At 44.3% G+C, this 12,775-nt stretch carries 14 protein-coding genes; 11 read left to right on the forward strand and 3 right to left on the reverse strand.

The features are described 5' to 3' along the window. Positions 1-5: 5 nt before the first annotated feature. On the forward strand, positions 6-701 hold the full coding sequence (locus LAJ61_RS07000; protein WP_224053338.1) for a M23 family metallopeptidase: 696 nt from the start codon (positions 6-8) through the stop codon (positions 699-701). A gap of 86 nt (positions 702-787) precedes the next feature. Here LAJ61_RS07000 and LAJ61_RS07005 read toward each other — a convergent pair whose 3' ends face one another. Both LAJ61_RS07005 and LAJ61_RS07010 read right to left on the reverse strand, forming a co-directional pair. Then, positions 788-1,558 carry a DOMON domain-containing protein gene (locus LAJ61_RS07005; protein WP_224053339.1) on the reverse strand — a complete coding sequence of 257 codons (771 nt, stop codon included), beginning with the start codon at positions 1,556-1,558 and terminating at the stop codon, positions 788-790. Between the two features lie 7 nt (positions 1,559-1,565). Beyond that, positions 1,566-1,883, reverse strand: coding sequence for a YhbY family RNA-binding protein (locus tag LAJ61_RS07010; RefSeq protein ID WP_224053340.1), 318 nt, complete (start codon positions 1,881-1,883; stop codon positions 1,566-1,568). Between the two features lie 330 nt (positions 1,884-2,213). Here LAJ61_RS07010 and rlmE point away from each other — a divergent pair, with 330 nt between their 5' ends. The 6 genes from rlmE (at position 2,214) to LAJ61_RS07040 (ending at position 7,714) form a co-directional block, all read left to right on the forward strand. Next, positions 2,214-2,846: a 23S rRNA (uridine(2552)-2'-O)-methyltransferase RlmE gene (gene rlmE / locus LAJ61_RS07015; protein WP_096488461.1), complete on the forward strand. Its 633-nt coding sequence runs from the start codon at positions 2,214-2,216 to the stop codon at positions 2,844-2,846. Between the two features lie 243 nt (positions 2,847-3,089). Next, complete coding sequence (gene ftsH, locus LAJ61_RS07020; RefSeq protein ID WP_224053341.1) at positions 3,090-4,991, forward strand: ATP-dependent zinc metalloprotease FtsH; 1,902 nt, start codon at positions 3,090-3,092, stop codon at positions 4,989-4,991. A 104-nt stretch (positions 4,992-5,095) separates the two neighbouring features. Then, entirely contained in the window at positions 5,096-5,977 is an 882-nt protein-coding gene (folP, locus tag LAJ61_RS07025; RefSeq protein WP_224053342.1) for a dihydropteroate synthase, read from the forward strand. A 47-nt stretch (positions 5,978-6,024) separates the two neighbouring features. Next, a complete protein-coding gene (locus tag LAJ61_RS07030; RefSeq protein ID WP_224053343.1) occupies positions 6,025-6,291 on the forward strand; it encodes an FAD assembly factor SdhE in 267 nt (88 codons plus the stop codon). 9 nt (positions 6,292-6,300) lie between these two features. Continuing rightward, the gene (locus tag LAJ61_RS07035; protein WP_224053344.1) at positions 6,301-6,822 is read left to right on the forward strand and encodes a hypothetical protein; all 522 of its coding nucleotides are present in this window, start codon (positions 6,301-6,303) and stop codon (positions 6,820-6,822) included. 145 nt (positions 6,823-6,967) lie between these two features. Next, positions 6,968-7,714: a YidB family protein gene (locus LAJ61_RS07040; RefSeq protein WP_224053345.1), complete on the forward strand. Its 747-nt coding sequence runs from the start codon at positions 6,968-6,970 to the stop codon at positions 7,712-7,714. A gap of 125 nt (positions 7,715-7,839) precedes the next feature. On the opposite strand, the gene aroE is transcribed toward LAJ61_RS07040, so the two are convergent. After that, entirely contained in the window at positions 7,840-8,658 is an 819-nt protein-coding gene (aroE, locus tag LAJ61_RS07045; protein ID WP_224053346.1) for a shikimate dehydrogenase, read from the reverse strand. A gap of 241 nt (positions 8,659-8,899) precedes the next feature. Here aroE and LAJ61_RS07050 point away from each other — a divergent pair, with 241 nt between their 5' ends. The 4 genes from LAJ61_RS07050 (at position 8,900) to tmk (ending at position 12,704) form a co-directional block, all read left to right on the forward strand. Further along, positions 8,900-9,646 (forward strand): hypothetical protein, encoded by a 747-nt coding sequence (locus tag LAJ61_RS07050; protein WP_224053347.1) that lies wholly within the window; start codon positions 8,900-8,902, stop codon positions 9,644-9,646. 65 nt (positions 9,647-9,711) lie between these two features. Next, the gene (locus LAJ61_RS07055) at positions 9,712-10,647 is read left to right on the forward strand and encodes an aminotransferase class IV (RefSeq protein ID WP_224053348.1); all 936 of its coding nucleotides are present in this window, start codon (positions 9,712-9,714) and stop codon (positions 10,645-10,647) included. A gap of 86 nt (positions 10,648-10,733) precedes the next feature. Next, the gene (gene mltG, locus LAJ61_RS07060; protein ID WP_224053349.1) at positions 10,734-12,050 is read left to right on the forward strand and encodes an endolytic transglycosylase MltG; all 1,317 of its coding nucleotides are present in this window, start codon (positions 10,734-10,736) and stop codon (positions 12,048-12,050) included. 12 nt (positions 12,051-12,062) lie between these two features. Continuing rightward, positions 12,063-12,704, forward strand: coding sequence for a dTMP kinase (gene tmk / locus LAJ61_RS07065; RefSeq protein WP_224053350.1), 642 nt, complete (start codon positions 12,063-12,065; stop codon positions 12,702-12,704). Positions 12,705-12,775: the final 71 nt, after the last annotated feature.

Genomic DNA, 12,775 nt, shown 5'->3' on the forward strand with positions numbered 1-12,775 from the left:
AAAAGATGAAGTTAGCTCTAATCGCATTACCAGTTGTTGCTTTAACCACAATGAGTGTTGCACAAGCTCAAATTCTATCGATTACCAATGCCGGTAAAACCAGTCAAGTTATTGTCCGTGAAGATGATGGTGAAGATTATTATCTGCCCTCAGATGCCGTCAATGCGGCTATCAAAAATCTAAGCCAACAAACCCAGCAAAAAGAAGACCGCCTCGCAAGTTTAGCACAAAAGCTATCGACTCAGCCAACCACCATTATCAACATGCCTGCAATGGGCAACTATGCGGGTAATGGCATGTTGGCGTTACGCCCAATTACGTCATCTGCGCGCATGAGTTCAGGTTTCGGCTATCGTATCCACCCTGTCACTGGTAAATCACAGTTTCATAAAGGCATGGACTTTGCTGCCCCTATTGGCACCCCTATTTATGCCACAGGTAATGGTGTGGTGACTTTCTCAGGTTGGGGTACTGGGTATGGTCGTTATGTTGAAGTAGATCATGGCAACGGCACTGTTACCCGTTACGCACATACCTCTGCAAACTATGTTAACGTTGGCGATACAGTGTATGCAAACCAGCAAATCGCTGCGGTAGGCAACACGGGTCGTTCAACAGGCGCGCACCTACATTATGAAGTACGCCAAAATGGTCAAGCCGTCAATCCGCAAACTTACTTGGCAATGGCGCCAGCGCGTTAATCGTGACACTATCTCGGTATATAAAAAAACTGGTTTTAAGCCAGTTTTTTATTTTTCGCTGTGCTATGGTTTAAAACCATCATAATTTAGATGTTTATCCAGTGTGCCTTGTTATGAAAGTCCGCTGGGTGTGCATGCTGTATGGCCCAATAACTCATTTCATCGACGGTTGGAGCTGAGTTATCTGCTAAGCCATTGTATGACGGTTGCTGAATCACACGCGTTGGATTTAGCGCATAATTACCATTTGCACCAACCAACTTATCCAATGCTGATTTGGCAAAAGTCATACCGACACGAAAAGTACCAACGCTAAACGCATATTGCTGTTCTACCGCTCGTACATGGGTGACAAGCATTGGACTTGCAGAACACCAAAAAACAAGCGGAAGCTCGGTATCTTGTGTAACGGCCTGGCTAAAAAAATTGATATCCTCACCATAAGTCAGCGCTGTGATAGGCAAGCGCCGAGGGGGTAATGCATTCGGTGTCCGATAGCTGTCAAAATAATAAAGATTAAACTCACCATTGGTCGCCAAATTGACCTCAAGATACGGGCTATCCGCTTCGCTATCTTTGGCAATAAAACACTCAAAACAATCTGCTTGCCATAAATAATCTTGGCGCATCACGCGTTCAAGTACCAATGGGCTAAATGTCGGAAAATTTGCCCATAGACCAGCTTGTAGAGCGGTTTGACTATCATCAATCTTGGGATGGGTAGCATCAAATAAGATAGTTAAAAATTTACTATCAGCGACCACCTGTACTGAGAGCCGGTAGTCCATTGTTGCCGATACGGTGAGTGGTTCAACCGTGCTCGCCAGTGCGAATGTCTTACCCTGTAACATATTCATTGTAGCCTTAGCCAAAACGTGCCAAGTTTGATAACTTAGGATTGGCTTCTGGATTGCGACGTAATAATAACACCATACGACCGATGCTGGTGACCAAAATCGCATCAGTGGCTTCAGTAATCGCATTTGCCACAGCGTCACGATCTGCTTTGCTACCGGCTGGGATTTTTACTTTAATCAGCTCATGATCGGTCAGTGCGCGCCCAATTTCTTCAATAACGGTTGGGGTAACGCCTTGACCCCCAATCATTACCACAGGGTTAAGTTGGTGACCGATGCCTTTTAAATGTTTGATATCAGCATTTGATAAGCTTGAATTTGCCATAACTGTCGATTGACCTATAAAAAAATTAGCTGGCATTATACCATATTAATCATTTTGCCTAATAAATTATGGGCAATACATAGGCAAAAACACATAGGCAAAAAAACTGCCATGACTTATCAATCTGCAAAAATCACTGAATTAAAAAAATCAATAGCCAATCCATGAGTTAACACAAGCTAACTGGGTGAAATATGCTAAAATAACAGCCTTAACCCTTGAGATTGTCAAAATTTACCAATGGTCATTCTAGGATGGCTTTGGGTTTTTTAGCCAAATCCCAAGTGAAGAATTTTTAAACTATATATAAAGGGTAGTTTGTAGAGAATTATGGCAACGCGTATTACCAACAAAAAATTGTCCAAAAGTAGCCGTGCGTGGATGAAAGAGCACATTGACGACCACTATGTCAAACTTGCCCAGCGCGATGGCTATCGGGCAAGAGCGGCTTACAAATTGCTAGAAATCAACGAAAAACTGCAGCTGATTAAAAAAGGCATGACGGTGGTCGATTTGGGTTCTGCCCCAGGCAGCTGGTCGCAAGTTGCTGGCAAACTAGTCGGTGATAATGGCAAACTCATTGCCTCAGACATATTGCCGATGGATACGCTAGAGAATGTGACCTTTATCCAAGGTGATTTTCGTGAGCAAGAAGTCTTTGACAAAATTATGGCAGAAGTTGCCGATAAAAAAGTGGAAGTGGTGCTGTCTGATATGGCACCCAATACCTCTGGTTTTACCGCAGTCGATCAGCCACGCATGATTTATTTGTGTGAGCTTGCCATGGACTTTGCTGAGCAAGTGCTCCCGGAAGGTGGCACCTTGGTGATTAAGGTATTCCAAGGCGAAGGCTCTGACGCCTTACGAAAAAATATGCAGCAACGTTTTAGTAAAGTGCGCAGTATCAAGCCTGCAGCGTCACGCGCACGCTCAAAAGAAATGTATTGGATTGCCACCAAATAAGGTAATTTGCTTCAGTCTATCTGTGAAGTTGACTGGATAAAAATTGGTAATATGTTTTTACTAGAAAATAACAGAGAATTCGCTTGATAATGTTAAGGTAAATCCATATATCATGCTATATTGAAAGATTAATGTAACGTCTATTTTTGGTGAAACATCTACCTATCTTTGGTAAACATTTTGATTTAACCCCACTTTTTAATCAACCCCCTAACGCGAAGGATGAAAAACAACGTGAGCGACATGGTAAAAAATACCTTATTGTGGTTAGTTGTGATAGGGGTATTAGTGCTAGTCTTTAGCAATTTTGATACCCGCAATGAACCTGATAAGCTCAATTACTCCCAATTTGTCACTGCAGTGGCAACTGACCAGGTCAAAAGTGTCAAAATTGATGGTGAGCAAATTTCTGGTGAAAAGAAAAACGGCTCAACCTTTGAGACAGTGCGTCCTGCCGTTACTGATACTGAGCTAATGCCAAAGCTTATCAAGCATAATGTTGAAGTTCAAGGCGCCACCCCTGAACGTCAAGGCGTAATGATGCAATTACTGATTGCAAGCTTTCCAGTGCTATTGATTATTGGTTTGTTCTTATTCATCATGCGTAACATGAGCGGTGGTGGTGCAGGTGGTGGTCGCGGTATGGGTCCGATGAGTTTTGGTAAATCTAAAGCCAAAATGTTATCAGAAGACCAAATCAAAGTGACATTTGCAGATGTGGCAGGATGTGATGAAGCCAAGCAAGAAGTAACAGAAATTGTCGACTTTTTACGTGACCCAGAAAAATTTACCAAACTTGGCGCGACTATTCCACGTGGTGTGTTGATGGTAGGCCCGCCCGGTACTGGTAAGACCTTGCTTGCCAAAGCGATTGCAGGCGAAGCCAAAGTACCATTTTTCTCAATTTCAGGTTCTGACTTTGTTGAGATGTTTGTGGGTGTCGGTGCAAGCCGTGTGCGTGATATGTTTGAACAAGCCAAGAAAAATGCCCCTTGTATCATCTTTATTGACGAGATTGATGCTGTTGGTCGTCATCGCGGTGCGGGCATGGGCGGTGGTCATGATGAACGTGAACAAACTTTAAACCAGTTATTGGTTGAGATGGATGGTTTTGAAGGCAATGATGGGGTAATTGTGATTGCTGCAACCAACCGCGTCGATGTACTCGATAAAGCGTTGTTGCGCCCTGGTCGTTTCGATCGTCAAGTACAAGTTGGCTTGCCTGATATCAAAGGCCGTGAGCAAATCCTTCGTGTACACATGAAGAAATTGCCCTCCACAATTGGCGTCGATATTCGTTCGTTGGCGCGTGGTACGCCAGGTTTTAGTGGTGCGCAATTAGCGAATTTGGTGAACGAGGCGGCGCTATTTGCTGCACGTAACAACAAAGCGTCAGTCGATATGAACGACTTTGAAGAAGCCAAAGACAAGCTTTATATGGGTCCAGAACGTAAATCGATGGTACTGCGTGAAGAAGAGCGCCGTGCAACGGCTTATCATGAAGCAGGGCATGCCTTAGTGGCTGAAATGTTACCGGGTACTGACCCTGTTCATAAGGTCACTATTATGCCCCGTGGCTGGGCGTTGGGTGTCACTTGGCAATTGCCAGAGCATGATCAGACCAGCGTTTATAAATCAAAAATGCTAAATGACATTGCGATTTTGTTTGGTGGTCGTATCGCTGAAGAAGTCTTTATCAATCAGCAATCAACTGGCGCGTCCAATGACTTTGAACGTGCTACCAAAATGGCGCGTGCGATGGTTACCAAATACGGTATGTCAGATGCCATGGGTGTGATGGTGTATGAAGAAGATGAAAACCAAGGTTACTTTGGTGGCTCATCTCGTACCATCTCGGAAGCGACTCAGCAGAAAGTGGACGATGAAGTTCGTCGTATCCTAGAAGCGCAGTATGATATTGCACGTGCATTAATTGAAGGTAATGCGGACAAAATGCATGCCATGGTCGATGCGTTAATGAAATGGGAAACTATCGATCGTGACCAATTGCAAGACATTATGGCAGGTATTCCTCCACGCGAGCCTAAAGTTTATCAAGAGCCTGTTAGAGTAAATTTTGATAAACCAAGCAATCCACCGTCAAGTGGGTCGGGTTTAACGCCGCCGCCGTTACCTGCAATGTAAATTATCCATGATATAGGCTAGGCAAAAACCGCTACCAACTTGATAGCGGTTTTTTTGTTTTTCACTTAAAATAGTAAAAAATTTTAGTAATCATTGTGGACATCATGCAGTTACAGCCCATTCCCAACTTTGCCATTCATTATCATAATCAAACGCTTGATTTATCTTATCCCCATATCATGGGTATTTTAAATGTCACCCCAGACTCATTTTCTGATGGCGGTCGATATAATCATATCGACCAAGGCTTGCGTCATACCGAGCAGATGATCAAAGACGGGGCGACAATTATCGATGTGGGCGGTGAATCTACTCGCCCAAATGCCAGTCCCGTGAGTGAGCAAGAAGAAATTGACCGCGTTATTAAAGTCGTTGAAGCGATTGATCATAACTTTGGTGAGCAAGTGTGGGTGTCGGTTGATACCAGTAGCCCGACCGTGATGACACTCGCCAGTCAAGTCGGCGCTAAAATTTGGAATGATGTCCGAGCCTTGACGCGCCCCGATGCCATTGCTACCGCTGCCAAACTTGATATACCTGTCATGCTCATGCACATGCGCGGTGAGCCAACGACCATGAATCAGCTAGATGATTATCAAGACTTATATGCCGATGTTATTACAGAGTTACAGCAGCGCATTGATGAGGTTATAGCGGGTGGAGTCAGACGTGACAATCTTATCATTGACCCAGGGTTTGGCTTTGCCAAAAACGCCCAGCAAAATCTGGCATGGCTGAATGAATTTTATCGGTTGCATACGTTTAACTTACCTGTCATGGTGGCATTATCCCGTAAACGCTTTGTTGGGGAAGTCCTCAAGTCAGCCAATCTACCCCATGACCCTACCGATAGAGATGTTGCTAGTATGGTTGCAGGGCTATTTGCTGTGCAGCAAGGGGCGTGTATATTGCGTACCCATAACGTAGCAGCGACTAAAGCAGGGCTTGCGATGTGGCAAGCGACCCAACAGGCAAAAGCTTCATAAAAATTTAAAAATTACATGAATTTAACGCGCAACGACAAGGATTTATCATGAGTGACAACCAGCCAGAACCTACATTAGAGCAGCGCAAAGTCATCTATCGTGCTAGACGCGGTCTAAAAGAACTTGATTATTATTTTGACTCGTATGTGAGAGCGCACTATCTAAAAGCCGACTCACGAGAGCAGCAAATTTTTGCAGAATTAGTGAAAGAAGAAGATCCTGATTTGCTGGATTGGTTTTTACACAATCAGCCAACCAAGCCAGAATTTGCTGATTTGATAGCCAAGCTCAAATCATTAAAAGCTTCTTCTTAATTGACTTAGATGAACGAGCGCTACTTATCGCGTCATAACACCTCATTTATTGATATTGATGCCACGCTCAAACCCAGTATGGATAAAAAACTGGTTTGGGGGGCTTGTTCATGGGTGGTTGTTGGCATTTTAACCCTAGTGCCTTTAGCGCTTACCTACAAAATTTTGCTAGGTATGGTCGCTATAGCCAGTCTTTGGTTCGGGCAAATCTCTAGTTGTCACTTATTGGCTATTTCATCGTTACACGCCAAAACGCAAAGTAACAATCAAACCTCACCCTATGACAACTTTGATTTTTTAACCTGGCAAATCCAGTGGGTACGTGGGGTTGTCAAAGTACCTAGACAGAGTAAACAAGCGGTGTGGCAGGCAAGTTTGCTGGGCATCGCTGATATGGGGTGCTTGGTGATTTTAACGTTTGAGCTGATAGAATCAACGCCAACTAAAATCAGCGTAACCATTTGGCAAGACCAAGTGGACCGCGATACATGGCGGCAATTTAAGGTGCTAGCAAACACGCTGGGGCGATAACAAAAATGGTATATAAGTTATATTCAATATTGCTACAATTAAATCAACCAAGTCTTGGGACGGATGCCTAACGCAGTTGGCGTGCGTCAGCGCAGTATTATTGGTGATATACGATAATCATTGAAAAAGATAAAAGGGAATGACCATGGGTCTATTAACAAGTCTAGTAACACAAGTAGCGCAAAGTGCCATTCAAAGCAAAATGGGCCAAAGCAAAATGGGCGGTCAAAGCCAAGCAGATATGGGCGGTCAAAGCCAAGCAGATATGGGCGGCTTAGGGAATATTTTTGGTAATGTATTAGGCGGCGGGGTGCAGCAGCCACAAATGCAGTCAAATGGTTTTGGGTTGGATGATATCATCGGTATGGCGATGAACCAAAATCAAGGTATGTCCCAAGGTGGCGTGCTTGGACAGGTGCTAGGTAGCGTGCTAGGGGGTGGTATGGGCGGCAGCCTAAGCGGTGGCATGGGCAATAATGTGGGTATGAACCAATTTCCACAAAGTCAAAGTGGCTTTGGGGGTAAGGGTATGTTAATGGCGGCTTTGTTGCCAATCGCGCTGATGTTTATTCAACGTAATGGGGGTCTGTCAGGTGCTTTTAATAAAATCCAAAATATGGGATTTGGGCATCAAGCCAACTCTTGGATGAGTGCTGACCAATCAAACCAACCATTGGATGCCAATGATATCAATCAGCTATTTGATAATAATGAGTTGGCGCAAGTGGCGGTACAAACTGGTGTCGACCAAAGCGAAGTCCGTCAAAGTATGGCGGAGCTTTTGCCACAGTTATTTGACAACTTGACACCAAATGGCGACACCCAAACCGAAAGCCAAGCCAATAATGAAATCAGTGATATTTTGGCGCAATTAGGCAATGCGAATCGCTAAAATAGCCTGACTAAAAAAGCCAGTTTCGTCACTGGCTTTTTTTATTAGGTTTTCTCGGGCAAATTTTGGTTTTGTCTATTTTATTTAAGGCGTAGGCGAGTGCTGACTGCTTTTTTATAAAACAGCTAAAAATGAAAATTCGTCAAATCGACTTGTTTACCCGTCCAAAGCGCAAAACTTAATGCCCCTTGATTGACCAGCATTCCCAAGCCATCCGAGGTTTTGGCATGTTTCGCCTTAAAAAAGTCCAAAAATGCCGAGGGTTTGCCATACATCATGTCATAGGCAAAATCGACAGTCATATCCTTGGTAAACGGCAAGGTATCACCGCTCAGACCTATCGACGTTGCATTGATAATCACCTCAATATCGTTGGGCAAATCCGTCAAACTTGAAAAGGTGAGCTTATCAGTATCAAATAATCGGGTTAAATTCTCTGCTTTTTCTATTGTGCGATTGGCAATATGCAGCGATTTTACTTGCGCATCTAGCAACGGCAAAATCGCGCCACGAGTCGCCCCACCTGCCCCCAAAATAGCAACGTTTGCGTCCTCTAATCTGACGCCTTGCGACAATAAATCCGCCACCAAACCGCGACCATCGGTATTGTCGCCATACAGTTTGCCGTCTTTGATGGCAAGGGTATTGACTGCACCCGCCAAGCGCGCGTATTCAGATAGCTCACCGCGCTGCTGGCACAGCGCAAATGCCATCTCTTTAAAAGGTACGGTCACATTTGCCCCTGTGCCACCGCCTGCAAAAAATGCTTCGATGACAGCGGTAAAGCTGTCGACATCGTTGGGACAATATTGGCGTTGGTAAGACAAGGTGATGCCCGTTTGTTTGGCAAACGCTTGGTGCAAATCAGGCGATTTGCTATGGGCAATCGGATTGCCGATTACCATGCAGTGATAACGGGCGTTTGAATCAGGAATTGATGACATGGGAAAACCTATAATACGATGAGTAAAATTACCAATTGCCACCACTTTACAATAACTATGGCTGCGACATCAATGCTGGGTTTTGATTGGATGGGTTTTAATTGGCTAGGTTATGATTGGGTGGGTGTAAAGCTTAGCATTTCATCAACGTGGCTAAAAATAACAACAAAAGCGTACTGTTAACTGCTGTCAATGCCTTGTTACAATGCGCTATTCACACCAACCCCTTATACACTACACAATGAAGCCAATTGCCCGCAAACCGCTTTTTTTACCGCGTCAAAACTGCTCAGAGCATCCGATGGACGCTGCCCAAAAAGGCACTGCCCGAAATAAAACCACTTGGCTAAAAAATCTTGGCTGGGGGTGGCTTATCCTAACACTCACCTTAACTGGCTGTGATAAGGTCAAACAAATCACCTCACAACGCAATGCCAGTGTGACCGCTAGCACTACCGCATCGACCACAGCCGCCAATCCGTCTATCAACCCTACCTCGCAGCCAACGCCTGTGGTCTATCCCATCAATGAATGGCAGCAACAAACGCTGGCAAACAAAGTCAGTATCCACGATACCGAAGCGATGACGTTATTATTGGGTCAACCCATCAGCATTGATAAGCAAAGTTTGGACTATCGAAGCAATGTCGCAAGTAAATATAGTTTTACCAAAACCGGTGAGCCGTATTTTGATTTGCTTGATTCACCTATGTATATTGAGCTACAGTGGTATTATGCCAGTGCCTATGACAATGCCAGCGTTAAAAACATCAGCATCCAGCATGCCAAAACAGCGTTTCATCTGACCCAAAATTGGTTTGGACAAGATGGCTCAGACATTGTTGCCCACATGGTGCAAGGACAGCCGATTAAAAATACGAGCTACCACGGAATTTTGGTAGAATTAGCACGCTGTGACAATTATCATTGTGACTTGGTAATCAGAAAACCGACTGTCACCGCCAAAATCGCTAAAAAAAGCGGCTGATTGCTGCGGCTTTCACTGTAATGTAATACAGTCAACTATCAATTTAATCAAGTAGCCAAATAACCATGTGGTATTCATTATCTGATGCTCAGTATGCCAAGCCAATCACCGCTATCGATATTGACTCACGGGTCATAGCGTATGGCGATGGGTTTTTTACCACCATGGCGGTGGTTGCAGGACAAATCAATTGGCTGAGTTACCACTTAGATAGAATCGACGAGAGTGTCCATGCGTTACAACTAAATTTAACCAACGCTGACTTAGACGTAGCCAATTTAGACGCCTCCAATTTAGACGCCTGCAATTTAGAATCCCCCAATCATACTATCCGCGCATACTTTAATAGCCAATTAGCCAATTTTGCCAAAACCCTCAATCACGGTATGCTCAAGCTGATAGTTTGCCGCAAAAACCAACCTATCAAAGGCTATGGATTTTGCAACTCTGAATTTGACGCTTTTATTAAGCTTATGCCCACCGATAAGCCATTAGCACAGCAAGCCAATCAAGTCATCATCCAACCTGCCGCTACCGCAATCTGTCTCACGCAGCAAATTGCGTGTCTACCCAAACCCTTGGTAGGACTTAAGCTACTAAACGCCCAAGATAAAGTAATGGCAAGTCACGAGCTGTGGCAGCACCAAAATCAAGATGCGCAAATGATTGATGGGCTGGTACAAGATGTGATGGGACATTGGGTAGAAGGTACCTTTTGCAATGTGTTTTATCAGCTTAATCATGAAAACGTGTGGTACACACCGCCTATCAACCGCTCAGGGGTCAAAGGGGTGATGCGGCAGGTGTTATTGGCTAAGTTTGCCCAGTCCGATAGGGCGCATAAGGAGCGGTATTTAGCCAGCGAGGATTTAGCCAATATCACAAGCTTGTTCTTTTGCAATGCCGTACGGGGGATTTTGCCCATTGAAGTATTGATGCTACCCAATGGGCAGTCAACAACGCTTGATTTGACCCCAATCTATACGCAGAAATTAACTTAAATCCTGTTGCTGGTAACTAAAAAAAATTGCTATTTTTGTCATTAATTGTTAAATTCTCGCTTATTGAGTCAATATAAGCCTTCTCTATGAACGACCAATCTGATAACAACCTGTCTAGTCCCTCAGACGGTTCTGAGCATCATCCTACTCAGCACAGTGACGCCCCTCACGCCGCGGATATTCCAGATTCTCAATTGCAGGACAATCATAGCAAAGATAAGGGTATCGATGACAAGGATATCACGGATAAGGATGACGAAGACCCGCATAGCAAAAACGTCAATGGCAATGATGCTTGTCTGATTAATCGTTCAACGCGAGAATTCAATGACAACATCACCGGTAGAAACAAAAAAAATAAATACCGTCTACTGGGGCTGCTCGGGTTTATTGTATTGGTGCTAGGCTGGTTGTTATTTGCTTGGTACAACACCCTATATGGCACTATCACCCAACCAAAGCAGATGGTGACCATCAATAAAGGTCAAACCTACTATGCACTGGTAGACGACTGGGATAAAAAGAAAAAGCTGTTCGTCGCGCCACTTGCCAAACTATATATCAAAATGACGGTGGATAAACCGCTTCATTCAGGGGTGTATCAACTGCCTGAAAATCCAAGTTTTGCCAATTATTTAGCCATGCTACAACAAGGTGAGAAAGTCGCTTTTATCAAAGTGCAAATCATTGAAGGTAAAACAGCCAAAGAGTTATATCAACATTTGACGGACAATAAAGGGATTAAAAACGAAGTTATCCGTGGTAGCAAAGTTGACGTTGACAAACTTGGTCTCAATATCCCTGCTGACTATCACCCGAATGGCAACCTTGAAGGTTGGTTCTCACCGGATACCTATTATTTTAATGAAGGCAGTAGTGACAAAAAAGTGCTAACGGATTTATTTACCCGTCAACACACAGCATTGATGGAAAACTGGAACAATCGCCAAGCCAATCTGCCGTACAAGACACCGTATGAAGCGCTGATTATGGCATCAATTATTGAAAAAGAAACCAGTGTCGAAAGTGAGCGTGGTGAAGTCGCAGGCGTGTTCGTCAATCGTCTGAAGAAAAATATGCGCCTACAAACTGACCCCACCGTGATTTATGGCATGGGCGATCGTTACGATGGCAATATTCGCAAATCTGACCTTGAAGAAAAAACTGCTTACAACACCTACCAAATTGACGGCTTACCACCGACACCGATTGCCTTACCAAGTATTGCATCGATTAAAGCGGCACTTCACCCAAATCAGACCGATTCGCTATATTTTGTGGCAACGGGCAATGGCGGTCATAAATTTACCAGTAATTTAGAAGACCATAACCAAGCGGTGCAAGATTATCTGCGGGTGATGCGTGAAAAACGCGCCAGCCAAAACAGCCAATCAGCTCAGTAAAAAACGATACCCATGCAAACAGCTGCGAAAGCCCCCATTAGCCAAAAATTTATCTCATTTGAAGGTACCGAAGGGGTGGGTAAATCCACCTTGATTGCCAATGTGGCAGCGCATTTGACCGCGCAAGGCATCGACTTTATCCAGACCCGTGAACCGGGCGGCAGTCCGTTTGCTGAGCAGTTGCGCGCCATGTTACTTGACCCAGCAACGACTATGACAGAGGACAGTGAACTGCTATTGATGTTTGCGGCACGTGCCGATCATGTGGCGCAAGTGATTGTGCCAGCGCTCGCTCAGGGTCAATGGGTGCTGTGCGACCGATTTACCGATTCCACTATTGCCTATCAAGGGTTTGGGCGCAAACAGGGCGATAGGGTAGAACTTAGCAAAATTGAATTATTGATTAGGCAGTTTGTGGTAAAAATGCCCGATATCACCATTTGGTTAGATTTACCCGTCACAGAGGGGATGAGCCGTGCCAAAAATCGCGGCAAACTAGACCGCTTTGAGCAAAATCAGCTAGCGTTTTTTGAGCGGGTGCATCAAGGGTTTGCTTATCAAGCAGCGCAGCAACCGCAGCGCGTCAAACACATTGATGCGCATGGTACAGCCGATGAGGTATTGGCAAAAGTGCTAACGCAGCTAGGTATTTAATGTCGTTATTTAGTGTTATTACTTAGTATCATAAAGCTTTTAGAATTATTATAAAAAAAGGGGATGATAAA

Origin of the sequence: Faucicola osloensis (assembly GCF_020041925.1) — a bacterium.
In the GTDB taxonomy this organism is placed as follows: Bacteria; Pseudomonadota; Gammaproteobacteria; order Pseudomonadales; family Moraxellaceae; genus Faucicola; species Faucicola osloensis_D.